16 protein-coding genes and 1 pseudogene are annotated in these 15,729 nt (G+C 63.2%); 6 read left to right on the top strand and 11 right to left on the bottom strand.

The annotated features are described in order from the left end of the window. Positions 1–160: 160 nt before the first annotated feature. Entirely contained in the window at positions 161–1,618 is a 1,458-nt protein-coding gene (aspA, locus tag JQ567_RS19975; protein WP_212440402.1) for an aspartate ammonia-lyase, read from the bottom strand. Positions 1,619–2,630: 1,012 nt separating this feature from the next. On the opposite strand from aspA, the gene JQ567_RS19980 reads away from it, so the two are divergent. The 3 genes from JQ567_RS19980 to JQ567_RS19990 all read left to right on the top strand — a co-directional run bounded on the left by JQ567_RS19980 (position 2,631) and on the right by JQ567_RS19990 (position 6,265). Next, entirely contained in the window at positions 2,631–3,272 is a 642-nt protein-coding gene (locus JQ567_RS19980) for a hypothetical protein (protein WP_212440403.1), read from the top strand. A gap of 387 nt (positions 3,273–3,659) precedes the next feature. Beyond that, complete coding sequence (locus tag JQ567_RS19985; RefSeq protein ID WP_212440404.1) at positions 3,660–4,337, top strand: response regulator; 678 nt, start codon at positions 3,660–3,662, stop codon at positions 4,335–4,337. A gap of 35 nt (positions 4,338–4,372) precedes the next feature. After that, a complete protein-coding gene (locus JQ567_RS19990; RefSeq protein WP_212440451.1) occupies positions 4,373–6,265 on the top strand; it encodes a sensor histidine kinase in 1,893 nt (630 codons plus the stop codon). A 67-nt stretch (positions 6,266–6,332) separates the two neighbouring features. On the opposite strand, the gene JQ567_RS19995 is transcribed toward JQ567_RS19990, so the two are convergent. Then, the gene (locus tag JQ567_RS19995; protein WP_212440405.1) at positions 6,333–6,587 is read right to left on the bottom strand and encodes a hypothetical protein; all 255 of its coding nucleotides are present in this window, start codon (positions 6,585–6,587) and stop codon (positions 6,333–6,335) included. A 243-nt stretch (positions 6,588–6,830) separates the two neighbouring features. Here JQ567_RS19995 and JQ567_RS20000 point away from each other — a divergent pair, with 243 nt between their 5' ends. Beyond that, positions 6,831–7,085: a cysteine rich repeat-containing protein gene (locus JQ567_RS20000; RefSeq protein WP_212440406.1), complete on the top strand. Its 255-nt coding sequence runs from the start codon at positions 6,831–6,833 to the stop codon at positions 7,083–7,085. A gap of 34 nt (positions 7,086–7,119) precedes the next feature. On the opposite strand, the gene JQ567_RS20005 is transcribed toward JQ567_RS20000, so the two are convergent. From JQ567_RS20005 to JQ567_RS20015, 3 genes are all read right to left on the bottom strand, one after another. Beyond that, positions 7,120–7,725 (bottom strand): hypothetical protein, encoded by a 606-nt coding sequence (locus JQ567_RS20005; RefSeq protein ID WP_212440407.1) that lies wholly within the window; start codon positions 7,723–7,725, stop codon positions 7,120–7,122. Between the two features lie 112 nt (positions 7,726–7,837). Beyond that, positions 7,838–8,509 (bottom strand): hypothetical protein, encoded by a 672-nt coding sequence (locus JQ567_RS20010; RefSeq protein ID WP_212440452.1) that lies wholly within the window; start codon positions 8,507–8,509, stop codon positions 7,838–7,840. Between the two features lie 208 nt (positions 8,510–8,717). Next, positions 8,718–8,963, bottom strand: coding sequence for a hypothetical protein (locus JQ567_RS20015; RefSeq protein ID WP_192735271.1), 246 nt, complete (start codon positions 8,961–8,963; stop codon positions 8,718–8,720). Positions 8,964–9,086: 123 nt separating this feature from the next. Here JQ567_RS20015 and JQ567_RS20020 point away from each other — a divergent pair, with 123 nt between their 5' ends. Beyond that, positions 9,087–9,740: a hypothetical protein gene (locus JQ567_RS20020; protein ID WP_212440408.1), complete on the top strand. Its 654-nt coding sequence runs from the start codon at positions 9,087–9,089 to the stop codon at positions 9,738–9,740. Here the strand turns inward: JQ567_RS20020 and JQ567_RS20025 are convergent. Beyond that, positions 9,737–10,294, bottom strand: a pseudogene (locus JQ567_RS20025) (NAD(P)H-dependent flavin oxidoreductase); the annotation flags it as partial. The gene JQ567_RS20020 and the pseudogene JQ567_RS20025 sit on opposite strands and share 4 nt — an antisense overlap. Here JQ567_RS20025 and JQ567_RS20030 point away from each other — a divergent pair. Further along, a complete protein-coding gene (locus JQ567_RS20030; RefSeq protein ID WP_212440453.1) occupies positions 10,252–11,796 on the top strand; it encodes an AMP-binding protein in 1,545 nt (514 codons plus the stop codon). The pseudogene JQ567_RS20025 and the gene JQ567_RS20030 overlap by 43 nt on opposite strands. A gap of 195 nt (positions 11,797–11,991) precedes the next feature. On the opposite strand, the gene minE is transcribed toward JQ567_RS20030, so the two are convergent. From minE to JQ567_RS20055, 5 genes are all read right to left on the bottom strand, one after another. After that, positions 11,992–12,291 (bottom strand): cell division topological specificity factor MinE, encoded by a 300-nt coding sequence (minE, locus tag JQ567_RS20035; protein WP_212440409.1) that lies wholly within the window; start codon positions 12,289–12,291, stop codon positions 11,992–11,994. Next, positions 12,288–13,103 carry a septum site-determining protein MinD gene (minD, locus tag JQ567_RS20040; RefSeq protein WP_212440410.1) on the bottom strand — a complete coding sequence of 272 codons (816 nt, stop codon included), beginning with the start codon at positions 13,101–13,103 and terminating at the stop codon, positions 12,288–12,290. The genes minE and minD overlap by 4 nt, the downstream gene beginning before the upstream one ends. 19 nt (positions 13,104–13,122) lie before the next feature. After that, positions 13,123–13,830 (bottom strand): septum site-determining protein MinC, encoded by a 708-nt coding sequence (gene minC / locus JQ567_RS20045; RefSeq protein WP_212440411.1) that lies wholly within the window; start codon positions 13,828–13,830, stop codon positions 13,123–13,125. A 221-nt stretch (positions 13,831–14,051) separates the two neighbouring features. Then, positions 14,052–14,825 carry a thioesterase family protein gene (locus tag JQ567_RS20050; RefSeq protein WP_212440412.1) on the bottom strand — a complete coding sequence of 258 codons (774 nt, stop codon included), beginning with the start codon at positions 14,823–14,825 and terminating at the stop codon, positions 14,052–14,054. A gap of 122 nt (positions 14,826–14,947) precedes the next feature. After that, positions 14,948–15,685: an SDR family NAD(P)-dependent oxidoreductase gene (locus JQ567_RS20055; protein ID WP_212440413.1), complete on the bottom strand. Its 738-nt coding sequence runs from the start codon at positions 15,683–15,685 to the stop codon at positions 14,948–14,950. Positions 15,686–15,729: the final 44 nt, after the last annotated feature.

Here is a 15,729-nt window from a genome sequence, read left to right on the forward strand (position 1 = left end):
TGAAATGGCCCGATCGGGCGACTTTTCCGTGGAAGTACGGATGCTTTTCGCGCCGCACACAAGCATTGATGAGAAACAGCACCGCGCACCGCCAGCGCGGATCACGCCTGCACACGGTCGCAAGGCCCAATCATGACCGAATACAGATCGGCATACGCGATCAGTCGATCTGACTCGGTCCTGCGGTCCCTACCTCCGCCTTGCCCTGCACCAACGTCACCGTAATCGCGCGTGGCCGGGTCAACACTTCCGGCTGCAGGATCTGGTCGAGCTGCTCCGGCGTGAGCAGTTTCTTGGCCAGCACCAGATCGTAGACGCTTTCGCCCGTGACCAGCGCCTGCTGCGCGATCTCGGTGGCGTTGGCGTAGCCGATATAGGGATTGAGCGCGGTGACGATGCCGATCGAGTTTTCGACGCCGCGGCGCAGGTGCTCGCGGTTGGCGGTGATGCCGTCGACGCATTTGTCGGCCAGCGTCAGGCAGCCGGCGCGCAGATGATTGACGCTCTTGAACAGGCTGTGCGCGATGATCGGCTCGAACGCATTGAGCTGCAACTGGCCGGCCTCGGCCGCAAAACTCACCGTAATGTCGTTGCCGATCACCTCGAAGGCGATCTGGTTGACGACCTCGGGAATCACCGGATTGACCTTGCCCGGCATGATGCTGGAGCCCGCCTGCATCGGCGGCAGGTTGATCTCGTTCAACCCGACGCGCGGACCTGAGGACAACAGCCGCAGATCGTTGCAGGTCTTCGACAGCTTGACCGCGACGCGCTTGAGCACGCCGGAAAGCTGAACGAAGCTGCCGCAATCCTGCGTCGCCTCGACCAGGTTTGTCGCGGTCACGACCGGAATGCCGGTGACGGAGCGCAGATGCCGGCACACCAGACCGGCATAGTCCGGGTGCGAGTTGATGCCGGTGCCGATCGCGGTCGCGCCCATGTTGATTTCGCACACCAGCAGCACGGCCTCCTTGAGCCGCTGCTCGTCCTCGCCCAACATGACGGCATAGGTGGAAAACTCCTGGCCCAGCGTCATCGGCACCGCGTCCTGCAACTGGGTGCGGCCCATCTTGATGATGTCCCTGAACTCGTCGGACTTGCGCTCGAACGCCTCGCGCAGCACCGCCATCGCTTCGACCAGCCGCATGATGCCGCCGTAAGCCGCGAGCTTGAGCGCCGTCGGATAGACGTCGTTGGTGCTCTGGCTCATGTTGACGTGCTCGTTGGGGTGCAGGAATTTGTAATCGCCCTTGGGCCGGCCGAGCAGCTCCAAAGCGCGGTTCGCGATCACCTCGTTGGCATTCATGTTGGTGGAGGTGCCGGCGCCGCCCTGAATGACGTCGACCACGAATTGGTCGTGCAGTTCACCCGATCGCACTTCCTCCGCGGCGGCGACGATGGCGTCGGCGAGTTTGGCATCGAGCAATCCCAGTTCGCGGTTGCTCTTCGCCGCGGCGATCTTGATCGAGGCCAGGGCCGCAATGAGATCCGGATAGATCGAGATCGGGGTGCCGCTGATCGGGAAATTCTCCACCGCCCGCAAGGTGTGGACGCCGTAATAGGCCTCCGCCGGAACATCGCGGTCGCCCAGGAGATCGTGTTCGCGTCGCGTCGTCATCGGGGGGACCTTTTCGCCGGAATGTCTGGGGGTTGGATAAGATCAGGAGACGAGGGCTTTTCCTAGTGTCGGGCTTCCCCACAAGGCCGTCATACCCAGCGCATGCGGGGTATCCAGTACGCCGCGGCTTCTCAGTTCTATCACAGGCATCTCTGGGATACTGGATCACCCGCATGCGCGGGTGATGACAGCTGAATGTGTGTTCGCGTTCTCGCGACGCGATGCGCCCGAGCTTTGCCAGAAACTTCCCGCCCTCGAAAATAGAGGGCGCAGGGAAGACCGGGTGCGCGCTGCACCCGCGGTCTCGTGTGCGGTTTGCACTAAATAGGCTGCACACGAGCATACAGGGCAGCGGTGAACACCCGGCCTTCCCTGCGCAATGGCTTTACGGCTTATAACGCGATCTCCCCGGTGAACCAGCTATCTTGCCACCGTCGCCCCCGATTGGCTTTTGGCTTCTCGGGAACTTGACACCAGCAACGGGGTGTCAGGACCACGCGCCTTCGCCGTACGCCTCTGTCGCGTTACGTCTTCGCAACATCGGCGTCCACCGCAACCCGTCCAACGTCCGTGACGACGGCCGACGCCCTCTGAGTGGGACGGGATGGGCGAAGATATGTCCTGATTTGACTTCTGGAAAAGCGAAATATTTTTTATTTCGGGGCTTGACACTCTTTCCGAAAACCAGAACTGACTTGAAACAATCGAGTGTTGCGACCAGAGACAGACGGGCGAGACGCAGATCGGAGGAACCCTATTCCGATCTACTTCACCTGAATAGCTCCTGAAGCATCGCTGCAAGCAAGTCACTCTCGTCCAGCGGCAAGTGTCGCCGCTTTGCGCGTCACTCGCTCGGCTTCTATTTCCGCAACAAGAGCGGACGGCAGTTGAATATTGATTGGACCCATTCCCACAATCTATCCCCCTCGGCGAAGTGACTCTGACCGCAGTCGAGGGGTTCGTAGAGACGTGTCATTAGAATGGGATTCTGATGCGCGAAGGTGAACGTTGATTGTTCATGCCGATAGTGATGGTCAGTGAACGGAAAATTCCAGTTCAACAAGACGCTCTGCAACTCTTCGCCTCGCTTGCCTTCCATCGTCTGCTCAAGATTACTTTGCAGATTTTCATGTCTGGTCGGCCTCATGGCCAAGGCTTCACGGCGGGAATACCTCGGCAATCCGTCATCCTCTCTGTCGCCCACGTACCGCACTTCCAATGCTTGCGCGAGCCGCCTGACCGAAAACACAACCTGGTCCAGCTTGAACAGGTCCTCAGGGTTTCTTCCATACCCATAAAGCAGGTAGCGATTGTCAGCATTTCCGTCCTGATACAGGCGACGAATAAAATCGACTACGGGTTCTTCGCGCCACATGCGTGCCGGCATATTCTCAGGCCGTACGAATTGAGCGATCAGCAGTTCCGGAGCAAGCGGCCTCACCGCTTCGTACAACCTTTCTATGTTATGGCTGAATCCGCGCGACGATCGTCCATTCATGAGAAGCACAGCCTTGAAGTACTTCTCGAGGCAATGGACGGCCAACCAGAAGAAATCAACATTCAACTTCTGTTGGAAACACCATCTGGCCAGGGTGTAATTGTCATCGGCCGTAGAGATAAGAGCTCCCTTACAACGCTGTGCTTTTCGGCATGAAGGTCTGGAAAATCAGAGGGCATTGTCTATTCACTTTCCCTCACTCAAGAATGACCGCCCCCGTTTTCGCGGGAGCCGTCTATTCGCTATCAAACTACGTCGTGGACCATGCGACGAGACTTACCAGGGTAGGCAGCCTTGTCCTTTGGCGATAGGGACGCGTAGTCGGAGCTATGTAGGCCTTGTGGCCCAAATTTGAAGTGCCACAGTTTTCTAACCACCCCGAGTCCGCACTAGGCTCCGCAGACCATGTCGTGCCCTTCGACCGATACCCCGCATGGCCCCTCTTCCCCCTACCTCCCCCATGAATATGGCTGTCCCAAAACGCCGTCGAACGGTTAAACTCGCGCAGGGGCGCCGCGGGGACAGGCGGCCGGAGCCAATTCCATGACGCCGTTGAGCGATGAACCGCTTTCGCAGGCCATTTCCGTTTTGCTGGTCGAAGACGACGCGCCGACGTCCTGGCGGCTGCAGGACGCGCTGACCAAGGCCGGCTATCAGGTGCGCGCGGCGGCGACGCTGGCCGAGGCCAAGGCCTGCCTGGCGCAGGGTGCGCCAAAGGTGCTGCTGACCGATCTGCAATTGCCTGACGGGCACGGCATCGATCTGATCCGCGAGACGCGCCAGCGCTTTCCCGACACCGAAATCATGGTGATCTCGATCCTCGGCGACGAGGAGAGCGTGATCTCGGCGATCACCGTCGGCGCCACCGGCTATCTGCTCAAGGACGCGTTTCCGACCGACATCGCGGCCACGGTCCGCGACCTCGTGGCCGGGCATTCGCCGATCTCGGCCTCGATCGCACGTTTCATCGTGCGCCGGACCCAGAACAATCCGGAGCCGCCGCCCGGCCCGCCGCTCAATACCGCCAAATTGACCCCGCGCGAGATCGATATCCTCTGGGGCATCGCCAAGGGTTTTAGCTACGCCGAGATCGCGGGCCATCTCGGCCTGTCGCGGCAGACCGTGCCCGGACACATCAAGAGCATCTATCGCAAGCTCGAAGTGCACACCCGGGGCGAAGCGGTGTTCGAGGCGGTGCAGCAAGGCCTGATCCGGCTGTGACCGAGGACGCCGCAATCGAGGCTCCTCCCGGCGAGATGCGCCGGCGGCTGCAGGTCTCCCGCCTGTTGCAGTATGTGCTGCTGCAGATCCTCATCGCCATCGCCTGCGGCTTTATCCTGCGACAGCCGCTGCCCGCGCCGCCTGAAAATTATGCCGTGACCGAGTTCAGACTGAGGCAAGGCGACACCGAGCGGTCCGTCACGTCGCCGCACTTCGCCAGCGCGCGGTCACCTGCCGACGATCAGCCAACCTATTCCGGCCGGTTCACATTTCCGGCCGAGCAACCGCCGCGCGCCTGGTCGATCTATCTGCCGCGCTTCACCAATGCCGCCGAAGTCGCTGTCAACGGCGTCGTGGTGCTGGACACGAGGCGCGATCCGGTCGCCAACCGGCCTGACCGCTCTACGCCGCAGATCGCCGTGATTCCGTCAGCGCTGCTGCACGGCGGTTCGAACGAACTCACCATTCGCGTGCTGGTGTGGGGTCCGATCTCGGCGTTTCTCGACACGCCCTACGTTGGACCTGACGATGTCGTTCGTCCCTATTACGACCGGCGGGCGTTGCTGTTCGTCACGTTGCCGATCGTGTTTTCGGCTTGGCAGGCGATCCTCGCAGTGATCCTGACGATCATGTGGGTGATGCGCCGGCATGAACCGGCTTACGGCATGCTGGCGGCGGCGATGGCGGTCGGCGTCTTGCAGGCATTCCTGTCGACCCCGCTCGACGAGTCCCGTTACGCCACGCTCAATTCCATCGCGATCGCTTCCGCGCCGCTCGAGAGCGGGCTTGTTCTGGCCTTTGGCATTCTGTTCTTTGGCCGCAAATGGCCGCGCTGGGGCGCGGTCATCTTCGCACCCAGCGTGATGCTTGCCGTTGCCGGCCTGATCGGCGGCCAGGCCTCGGTCCGCTCGCTGTATCTGTTCATCGGCACGCCGACGGTCGGGCTTTGTCTCGTGATGATGGCGCTGATATCAGGGAATGCGGTGCTGCGGCGGCAGGACGCCGCCAGCATCCTGCTGGGCTGCGCGGTCACCATCGTGCTGACCAGCTGGATTCACGACATGCTCTCCGTGCTGCAGATCGTGCCCGATCGGCGCATCTTCTTCTCGCGATTGTCCTATTCGGCGATGCTGGTGGCGATCGGCGCGGCGCTGACCTGGCGGTTCGCGCGCGCGCTCAACCAGGTCGACAGTTTTGCCGGCCGCCTCGTCACCCAGGTGCGCGAGGCCGAAGACAAATTGAAGGCCAGTTTCGCCCGCGAGGAAGAACGCGCGCGCGCCGCAGCCTTGGCCCGCGAGCGCACCCGGCTGATGCGCGACCTGCACGATGGCCTCGGCGGCCAGCTCGTCAGCATCGTGGCGCTCAGCGAACGCGGCAATGATGCGAGCGCTCCAATCGGCGACGCCGCGCGGGCGGCGCTGAAGGATCTGCGCCTTGTCATCGACTCCATGGACGACATCGGCGGCGATTTGATGCTGGCGCTGGGATCGTGGCGCGAGCGCGCGATGGCGCAGCTGCGCCCGCACGACATCGAACTCGATTGGCTGATAACGCCACCGGGCCTGCCGGTACATCCGGAATTGCGGCCCTGGCACGTGATCCAGATCATGCGGCTGTTGGATGAAGCCCTGACCAATGCGGTCAAGCACGCCGGCGCGCGCCGCATCACGGTCAGCATCGGGACCTTGCGCGACGCCGCGGACCTCGACCAGGGCTGCATCACGATTGCGGACGACGGCAAGGGTTTTGCGCTGGCGCCTGACGGCGAAGCCCCCGCCGAGGGCGCCAAAGCGGGACGCGGCCTGCGCAACATGCGAAGCCGCGCCGCGCGCTGCGGCGCCGGGTTAGATTTGACATCCGGCGCCGGCGGAACGCGGGTGCGGCTGACCTTGCCGCACCGCTTTCCCGATAGCGACGGTAGCGCTTGAGGTTTGACGCGTTTTCTTCACGCGAACCGGTACCCACTTCGCTCGAAAACGCTATGCCCGCCTGAAGTTACCGCCGGCCGACGCGATTGACCGGGCCGCCACGATTCCACGCTGTGCCGGGGCGGACACCGACGCCGCGCGCGCCGACGCCAACGCGGGGTGTGGCAACCGCTACCGCGGCCACCGGCGTCGGCCGCACCACGCAGCCCTGCGGCACGCCGGCCGTCTTGCAATAGACCACCGCGGCCTGGGCCGAGCCGGTATGAAGCGAAAGCGCCGCCACCGTCAGACCGGCGCTCAGCCATCCAGAATTCCTCAACATGTAACCTCTCCTGATTTTGCCGTGCAGCCTGCAATGGACCGACCGGTCACCGCAGCCGACGCGGAGAGGTACTTGGGCCAGACCGGCGTGCGGCAACATCCCATGAAGATGGTGTGTCGATGTCGCCGGGCGTTTGCAGGGGAATTTTCGCTGCCATGAACATGGCATGGACCGCGCGGCCGGCCTCGACGAGTTTCCGCGAACTGTCGTTCAACCCCGTCAACGCCCCTGCCAAGGTGATCCATGAGAAAGCCAGTTCAAAAATCCACGCCTGCCGCAACCGCCCTCGTCTCGCTGATTTTTCTGCTCGCCGGCAGTGCGCTGGCCTCAGCCCAATCCGGGCCGAGCCGCGAAGAGCAGATGGCTTGCCGTTCCGATGCCGGGAAATTCTGCGCCGAGCATATCGGCAAGCCGCCGCAGATGAACGCCTGCCTGCGCGACAACAAGTCGAAACTGTCCGACCCCTGCCGCAAGGTGGTGGAATCGCGTGGCGGATAGGTGACGCGATCTGGATCGTCAGGTAGTGGATCGATCAGTCCAGATCGAACAATCTGATCCGGGGCGTCTCGAGTCGCGCCGGCTCGGCCGCAAAGACCTGCCGCGGCTCGGTCTCTTCGCGGATCTTCTCCTCGACCTCGCGAAGCTCCTGATCCTGCCGCGGCCGGCGTCGTTCAACCCAGTGCTGACGACGCTCGGCCTTGCGCTTCTCCTCGGCGGCGCGCCTTGCCTCTCGCCTGATATCGGCGTCGCGCGTTTTGGCAAAAGCGGCTTCGGGCGTTTTGACCGGCTCAGGGTTTGTCTTTTCAGACGCTGCCGCCAGCGTCACGGGTGCCGCAGTCGTCGGCTGTGGTGACGCTGCGGGCGACGTGCTCGCTGCCGCTCCAGTGGGCTGCCCCTGCGTCGAGGTCGTCGTGACGGGTTCGTTCTGCGGCTGGTTCTGCGCTGCATTCGGTGCGACCGCCGACACGTTCGTCGCAGCGATCGGCTTTTCCGACATCCGCAGCTCAAGCTTGCTCGTTTCGATCTTGGGCGCATGCGGGCTGACGATGTTCGAAATCAACATGCCGCCGCCTAGGCCCACGACAACAGCCGCGACCACGGTTCCCACGCCTGCAAAATATGCCGTCGAAGTGCGCATGGTTCGGCTCCTTGATCCACGCGGGAAAACGCGCTGATAGGGCCGATGTTCCGATATGGGAAAATGTGGAAACGATGGAACCGGCGGCGTGCGCTACGGCCGCCGCAATCGCTCAGATCATGGAGGCTACTTTTTCGAGCCCGATGATGCGGGCGAGCGAGCGCACTTCGCTCTTCTGGTCTTCGCGCAATTGGAACAACAACGGCATCGCCGCCGATTTCAGCTGCTGGACTTCTTCAGCCTCGGGATCGATCGGAATGCCGCCCGCCGCATTGGGATCGGCCTGCCGCTTTGCGTGAATCTTGCGGGCGACAGCCTTCAACGCGGTCTCCACCGGCGGCCAATAAGATTCCTGCGAGGCGGAAAGCTTGAGGCGCTCCTTGATCCCGGCGATCTGGATGTCGCTGAGCAGCGCGTAATTCTTTTGCGGGGCCGGTTTGGCGGCGGCCTTGGGCTTGGGCGGTGCGGCAGCAGGCGCCATAGCGGGTGCGGCGACTTTCGGAATTCCGAGATCGGCCGGCGCGGTCGAGGCATAGGCCTGGCGCAGCGGCTCGCTCAGCACGGACGCGGCCTGCGGCGGTTCGAACGCGGCCAGCGCCATCGTTGCGATGGCGAGCTTGTCCTTCTTGCTTTCCTTGTTGGAGACCGGGTTTTGGACCGCGGCCGGTACGGAGGCCAGTTCGTAACGCGCGGCGAATAGGCTATCGCGGCCGAGAATTGCGGTGGCGGCGGCGGCGACTACGAGGAAACAGGTCAACGCAACGATCGTAATGGCTTTGGTCAAAAACGTCTCCATTCCGCCGATCCTGGAGCCTGTCGGCTCCAGTCTTTATATTTTTTGACGCGTTTTCTTGACGCGAACCGGTATCCACTTCGCTCGAAAACGCTACCGAGGATGCCTGAAAACTGGACGGTAATTAAGGCTTTACCATGCCGCTCAAGGGGTTAGTGCCCCCGGAAAAGAGCGAGAATCACGCCGAATCGGCAAAATATCAGGCCGCCGCGGCCAGATCGTAGGCTTCCTGGATGTCGGCCACGATATCGGAGGCCTCCCAGAGCGCATCGGGGGCGACCGAGCGCAGGCTGATGGTCCAGTTGCTTTTGCCGGTGCGGGGCATGCTGACGATATCGAATTCGACGTTGCGGCAGAGCGGATGCCGGTCCAGCGCGCGGGTCACCCGCCACCTGATTTCGTCGATGGTGGCCGGGGTTTTGGCATAAAACTGATCGAAATCCATCTTGCGCCCCCTTATTTGCGGATCGCCCGGCCGTGGCGGCCGGCTATCCTGTGGTTCTATTGTTGGCGCGGATTTGGTTAATGGCTCGTTAAGGGCCGAGCCGGCACAAGAAGCAGCCTTTTGATGATCGACGCGACAACCGAGACGACGACCGCCGCGGCCAGGCCGTCGGTCCGATCAGCGCTGCTGGCGGCCACGGGCATTTCGATCGGCACGCTGCTGCTCGCGACCTTCGAATTGTCGATGGCGGACTGGCCGTCCGGTCTTGTGCTGCTCGGCATCCTGCCGCTGACGGCGCTGGTGTTCTTCGGCTGCTGCCTCTGGACGGCGACGCTGCTGCTTCGCATCCCACGGGGCGGCGCAAAATTCGCGATCCCGTTCCTGATGTGCGCGGCGACGCTGGCGCTGCTGGTCTACGCACCCTTGCAGAAAGTCGCGCTGCAACGGAATTTCCACTGGCACCGCGCCGATCGCGAACGGATCGTCGCCCGCGTCGAGGCCGGCGAGCTCAAACCGAACGTCTCCTACAACAAATACATGATCGCGCTGGGCGCAACCGAGCCCAACGTTTCCGCCGGCGGAAACGACATCGTCATCGACACGGCCAAAGAAGGCACCTACGTGCTGTTCCTGACCTCGCGCGGTCTAAAACACTATTTCACCGGCTTCCTGCACGTGCCGCCGGGCAGCGATCCCAAAGACTTCTTCGAGTTCGACGACAAGCCGCCGAGCCAGCTCGTTCACTACGACAAGAATTGGTATTTTGTGGCGAATTAGGTGAACTGGATTTTCGCCGTCGCAGCGCGGTACTCCGCAAGCGTCCGTGCGATGAGTTCATCGACGCCAAGCACTTCGGTCACGCCCGAGGTGGAATGTCCGGCGCTCCAGATGTCTTTCCAGCGCTTGGGGCGGTTTTCGCGCGCGCCGATGTCGATGTCCTTGCCGATATCGATGGCGCCGCGCGCCGGCAGATCGTCGGGATCGAGGCCGGCAGCTTCGATGGACGGCCGCAGCATGTTGGTCTGCAAGCCTGTGAAAGCCGTGGTCAGCAGAATATCGTCGGCGCTGCTCGCGACCAGCATATCCTTGTATCTCGCATCCGCCATGCTCTCGCGCGTGGCGATGAACCTGGTGCCCATGTAGGCGAGGTCGCACCCAAGCGCCTGCGCCGCGCGCAAGGCATGTCCGTCGCTGATGCCGCCGGCGAGCACCAGCGGGCCGTCGAAGAAACCACGCACCGCGCGCACGAACACGAACGGATTGAGCCAGCCGGTCTGGCCGCCCGCGCCTGCGGTCAACAGCACCAGCCCGTCGGCGCCGGGCGCTGGCGCGTTACCCGGAGCGGACCGCGTTCAGCTGGCCCGTCGGATCGATCACCTATCAAGGCACGACCGACCTGATCGGCCGCATTCAAGCCGTGTTCATGCGACTGAACTTCGAGCCCGGTACCCGCGTTGCGTTTCTGACCGCCAACCGCGCCGACGCCTGGTGCGCGGGTGTCGCCGCGCAATTGTCGCGGCTTTCGATCACCTGGCTGCATCCGCTGGGCTCGCTGGACGATCAGTTGTTCCAGCTCGAGGACTCCGAAGCGCAGATGCTGGTGGTCGACGGCGTCACCTTTCGCGATCGCGGCGGCGAACTCGCGGCCAAGGCCGTTGGCCTGAAAACCGTGTTCACGCTCGGGCCCGCCGACTACGGCGCCGACCTGCTCGCCGCGGTCGAGACTGCCGGTAGCGCCACGGCACGCTGCTTTGCTGGCCTCGACGATATCGCGACGCTGAATTACACCGGCGGCACCACCGGTAAATCCAAGGGCGCGTTGCGCACCCACCGCGAGAATAGCGGCGCCGCCAGCGCGATCCTGGCGGATTTCGAGATCCCGGACCGACCGAGCTATCTCACCGTGGCCCCGATCAGCCATGTCGCCGGCACCAAAGTGCTGCCGACGCTGATGCGCGGCGGCACCGTGCACATGCTGAAGGGTTTCGATCCCGAAACCGTGTTCAAGACCATCGAGCGCGAGCGCATCAACTTTACGCTGTTCGTGCCGACGATGATTTACGTGATGCTCGATCATCCATCGCTCGACAAGACCGACCTCTCCTCGCTCGAATTGCTGCTCTATGGCGCATCCGCAATGTCGCCGAGCCGCCTCGTCGAGGGCATCGAGCGGATCGGGCCGGTGTTCTCGCAGCTCTACGGCCAGACCGAGTGCTATCCGGTGTCGGTGCTGCGCAAGGCCGACCACGATCCGAAGACGCCGGAAATGTTCACGTCCTGCGGATTCCCGATCTCGGCGTGCGAGGTCAACGTGCTCGACGACAACGACCAGGAGGTTGCGACCGGCGAGGCCGGCGAAATCTGCGTACGCGCGAAGCATGTGATGGCCGAATACTGGAAGCGGCCGGAGCAAACCGCCGAAACGCTGAGGAGCGGCTGGCTGCATACCGGCGACATCGCTCGCAAGGACGAGCGCGGCTATATGTTCATCCTCGACCGCAAGAAGGACATGATCGTCTCCGGCGGCTTCAACATTTTTCCGCGCGAGGTCGAGGACGTCTTGTCGCAACACGCCGATGTCGCGATGGTCGCCGTGGTCGGCGTTCCCGACGATAAATGGGGCGAGGCCGTCACGGCGGTGGTCGTGGCGCGCGAAGGCGCGAAGCCGAATGCGGATGAGTTGATCAATCTCGTGAAAACGAAGAAAGGCTCGGCGCACGCGCCGAAGCACATCAAATTCGTCACGGAGTTGCCGATGACCGGCGTCGGCAAGGTCGACAAGAAGGTGCTGAAGGCAGGCTTCTGGAGCGGCCGCGGCCGGATGGTGGGGTAGCTCTCGTGTCCGGACGCGGCGCAGCGCTCTTCGCGCTGCTCCGCAGAGCCGGGACCCATAGTGCCCGCCGACGGTCCCGGATCAGCAGCGCACTACGCCGCGAAGGCATAGCGCGTCGAAGACGCGCGTGAACGCGCTGATGGCATTGCGCAGCATCCGGGACACGGCTGCTACGGCGCGGCTGCCAGGGTAGTATCAAGCCGCCCCTGCTCGCCTCTCAGCGAGAGCCTTGGTCTTCTCGAAATTATTTGGCACTTCGATATCGACTTCCAGCGTCGACACGGCCGGGCCGCGGTCAAGCTTGACCGTGACCTTGTCAGGATCGAGCTGGATGTGCCGCGAAACCACGGCAAGAATCTCCTCGCGCAGCGTCGCCAGCAGGTCCGGCTGACCGCGCAGACCACGCTCGTGCGCCAGCAGGATCTGCAGCCTTTCCCGCGCCACCGGGGCGGATGCCTTGCGGCCGCTGAACAGTCGCAGCAAATTCATGCTCATGCCGCCCTCCGTCCGAGCAACCGGTTCATCAATCCCCTGCGTTCGGTCGGCACGACCATGTCGACGGTTTCGCCCATCAGGCGGCGGACCGCGTCGGTATAGGCGCGGGCCGGCGCACTGGCCGCATTGTTCAGGGTGACGGGAGAGCCGACATTCGAGGCGCGAAGCACGTCCTGGCTCTCCGGGATGATGCCGAGCAGCGGGGTGGCGAGAATTTCGAGGATGTCATCGATGCTGAGCATCTCGCCGCGCGCCGCGCGCGCCGGATCGAACCGGGTGATCAGGATGTGCTTGGTCACCCGCTCGCCCTTTTCCGCCTTGACGGTTTTCGAATCGAGCATCCCGATGATGCGGTCGGAGTCGCGCACCGAGGAGACTTCCGGGTTGGTGACGATCACGGCCTCGTCCGCATAGCGCATCGCCAGCATCGCGCCGCGTTCGATGCCTGCTGGACTGTCGCACAGGATCCAGTCGAATTTTGTTCGCAGCTCCGCGATGATCCGGCCGACGCCTTCGTCGGTCAGCGCGTCCTTGTCCCTGGTCTGGGATGCCGGCAGCAACCACAGATTCTCCAGGCGCTTGTCGCGGATCAGCGCCTGCTGAAGCTTGGCGACGCCCTGCACCACGTTGATGAGGTCGAACACCACGCGCCGTTCCGCGCCCATCACCAGATCGAGGTTGCGCAGGCCGACGTCGAAGTCGATGACGACGACCCTCTCGCCGGCCTGGGCAAGTGCTGCACCGAGCGCGGCCGTGGACGTCGTCTTTCCAACGCCGCCCTTGCCTGATGTAACGACCAGGACATTTGCCATAATTGATCTCCGTAGCCGATTAATTCAGCGGTGTAATTTTCATGGTGTCGCCTTGCAGCCAGGCCTGGGCCGGGCGGTTCCGCAGCGAGGCGTCGATTTCTTCAGCAGTCTGGTAGTAACCGTCGATGGCGAGCAGTTCCGCCTCGATCTTCTGGCAGTAAATCCTGGCCGATGAATTGCCGTTGACGCCAGCCATCGCCCGGCCGCGCAGCGTGCCGTAAACATGGATCGATCCGCCGGCGACGATTTCCGCCCCTGAGCCAACCGAACCCAGCACCGTGACGTCGCCATCGGTGAAGACGATCGACTGGCCCGAGCGGACCGGGCTTTCGAGCAACAGCGAGTTCGGCTTCGGCTTGGCCTCGACCTTTTCTTCGGGCTTTTCCGCAGGCTCGGTTCGCGTGATGACGCAGGAACGACCGCCGGTCAGCAGCGGCGGCATGCTGGTGGTAAGTTTCTCGGCGTCGACGCCCTCGATACCCAGCACGCGGATGTTGCGCTCTTCGAGGTTGTTGACGAGGTGGGTGATGGCCGCGCGGCTGAGGTCCAGCGCCGCCAGGTCGAGCACGACAGGCTTGCCGACGAAGAAGCCTGGCGAACGCGCCAGGGTCGAATCGATCTCCTCGAGCCAGCCGACGATCGGGATCTCCGGAGTAAACACGAAGGCCACATACGAGCGGCCCCGCATGCGAACTAATTGTCGCGTTGCCCCCGCTGTTGCCTGCATGGTGGATCCACCCATTCCTGGTTACTGAATAATTAAGGATGGGGCTGATTTGGTTAATGAGTGATTAATTGTGACAACTCATTCAGCGACCGCGTGGCGCCAGGAGAGCGACACGAGAGCTACCCGAAGTTACAGGTGAGCGGTGACGGTCAGCAAAAGTGGTGGCAATTTGATCGGTTTGTGCCGAGCCGGATGTTGCTGACCGGCCCAGCGCCATCGAGTTAGCGCTTCTCAATCACCAGGCTCTGGACCGCGCGGCCGAAATAGCCGCGTTCATCGGCCAGCCGCGCCATTGCGAGGCCCGCGCCGTCAGGGCCGATCCAGGATTCGGCGTCGAGCAGCATCCAGTCGCCGACCGGCTGGCGCGCGAAATTCACCGTGAGGTCGGCATTGAGGAACGTCCATTGCCGGAAATGCAGCACCGCCGAGGTGCCGTTGCAGAAATCCGCAGCCACCATCGCGCGCATTGCCTGAGAGACCGCCGCCCCTTCGACGATCGGGCGATCGACGCGATACCAGATCGCGCCCGGACCGGGGACGCCAAACCGGCCGCGCGCGGCGCGCAGCGACATGCCTGTTACGAACGGGCTGGAAGAAAAATCCGCGGGCTCGACCCGCGATTGCTCAGGTCCCGGCAGCGTGACCTGTTCGATGTCGGCCTCGGGCGGCAAATCGTTGGCCTGCACCTTGATCTTCAAAATGGTGGCGGCTACCACGACGACGCCGTTGGCGCGAAGCTTTACCGCGCAGAGCTGGATCTTGCGGCCTTCGCGCAGAATCTCGGTCTCGATCGTCAGCGGCGCAACCGGCACCGGGCGCATCAAATCCACCGTCACCCGCGCGATCCGCATCGGTACCGGCGTCGGTAATGCTTCTGCTGCCCAGACCACCAATGCCGCCGGCGGTGAGCCGTGCTGCATGCTCGGGTCCCACGGCCCCGCCGCGTGGGGACTGGTGAGGACGCTATTGCCGTCCACGCGAAAGATAGCGTCCATCAATCAATGATCCCTTGAGAAGAAGGAAAGCGCCTTTTCTGCCCGCTCCGCTTGCGCGAGTCGAGAGCTCGGCGGCACAGACCCCTGTGCGCCATTCGCACGCAACGCACTCACGCCTTGCGTCAGATGAAGGCCATGCCGCCGTTGAGGATGATGGTCTGGCCGGTCATGTAGTCGTTGCCGAGCACCATCGCGACGGCCTGCGCCACTTCCTCAGGTTGCCCCATTCGGCCCAGCGGAATATTGCGCGCAAGATCGGTGCGGCCGCGCATCATGTCGGTTTCGATCAGCGACGGCGCCACATTGTTGACCGTGATCCCCTCCTTCACGAGCCGCGCCGCGTACCCCCGCGTCAGCCCCTCCATGCCGGCCTTGGAGGCATTGTAGTGCGGGCCGATGGCGCCGGCGCCGCGCGCGGCACCGGAGGAGATATTGACAATGCGGCCCCATCGGCGCGCCCGCATCATGGGCAGCACGGCTTGCGTGCACAGGAAGACCGACTTCAGGTTGACCGTGATGGTGCGGTCGAAATCGGCCTCGGAAAGTTCGTCGACGCTGCGCACGATCGCGATGCCGGCATTGTTGACGAGGATGTCGATCGGGCCGAGGTCGCGCGCGACCTGTTCAACCATCCTTGTGACTGCAGCAGCCTGCGACACGTCGGCGGCAACGGCGATGGCGCGGCCACCATTGGCCTTGATTTTGGCAACAACCGCTTCGGCGTCATCCGCTCGCTCGCGGTAATTGACCGCGACCGCGGCTCCGAGTTCGGCCAGCGTCATCGAGATCGCCGCGCCAATGCCGCGCGAGCCGCCCGTCACCAGCGCGACACGCGCGCTCAGATCCTGTTTCGTTGTCATCGATCCCGTCCGCCGCAAGCGTGGATGGGCGTAACGATATCATT

Source organism: Bradyrhizobium sp. AUGA SZCCT0431, assembly GCF_018131065.1.
Taxonomy (GTDB): Bacteria; Pseudomonadota; Alphaproteobacteria; order Rhizobiales; family Xanthobacteraceae; genus Bradyrhizobium.

Excerpts from the sequence above, each read along its gene's own strand:
- JQ567_RS20055 (WP_212440413.1), bottom strand. The coding sequence starts at position 15,685 with ATGACAACGAAACAGGATCTGAGCGCGCGTGTCGCGCTGGTGACGGGC.
- JQ567_RS20015 (WP_192735271.1), bottom strand. The coding sequence starts at position 8,963 with ATGGATTTCGATCAGTTTTATGCCAAAACCCCGGCCACCATCGACGAA.
- JQ567_RS19990 (WP_212440451.1), top strand. The coding sequence starts at position 4,373 with ATGCGCCGGCGGCTGCAGGTCTCCCGCCTGTTGCAGTATGTGCTGCTG.
- minD (WP_212440410.1), bottom strand. The coding sequence starts at position 13,103 with ATGGCAAATGTCCTGGTCGTTACATCAGGCAAGGGCGGCGTTGGAAAG.
- JQ567_RS19985 (WP_212440404.1), top strand. The coding sequence starts at position 3,660 with ATGACGCCGTTGAGCGATGAACCGCTTTCGCAGGCCATTTCCGTTTTG.
- aspA (WP_212440402.1), bottom strand. The coding sequence starts at position 1,618 with ATGACGACGCGACGCGAACACGATCTCCTGGGCGACCGCGATGTTCCG.
- JQ567_RS20005 (WP_212440407.1), bottom strand. The coding sequence starts at position 7,725 with ATGCGCACTTCGACGGCATATTTTGCAGGCGTGGGAACCGTGGTCGCG.
- minE (WP_212440409.1), bottom strand. The coding sequence starts at position 12,291 with ATGAGCATGAATTTGCTGCGACTGTTCAGCGGCCGCAAGGCATCCGCC.
- JQ567_RS20050 (WP_212440412.1), bottom strand. The coding sequence starts at position 14,825 with ATGGACGCTATCTTTCGCGTGGACGGCAATAGCGTCCTCACCAGTCCC.
- JQ567_RS20000 (WP_212440406.1), top strand. The coding sequence starts at position 6,831 with ATGAGAAAGCCAGTTCAAAAATCCACGCCTGCCGCAACCGCCCTCGTC.
- JQ567_RS20020 (WP_212440408.1), top strand. The coding sequence starts at position 9,087 with ATGATCGACGCGACAACCGAGACGACGACCGCCGCGGCCAGGCCGTCG.
- minC (WP_212440411.1), bottom strand. The coding sequence starts at position 13,830 with ATGCAGGCAACAGCGGGGGCAACGCGACAATTAGTTCGCATGCGGGGC.
- JQ567_RS19995 (WP_212440405.1), bottom strand. The coding sequence starts at position 6,587 with ATGTTGAGGAATTCTGGATGGCTGAGCGCCGGTCTGACGGTGGCGGCG.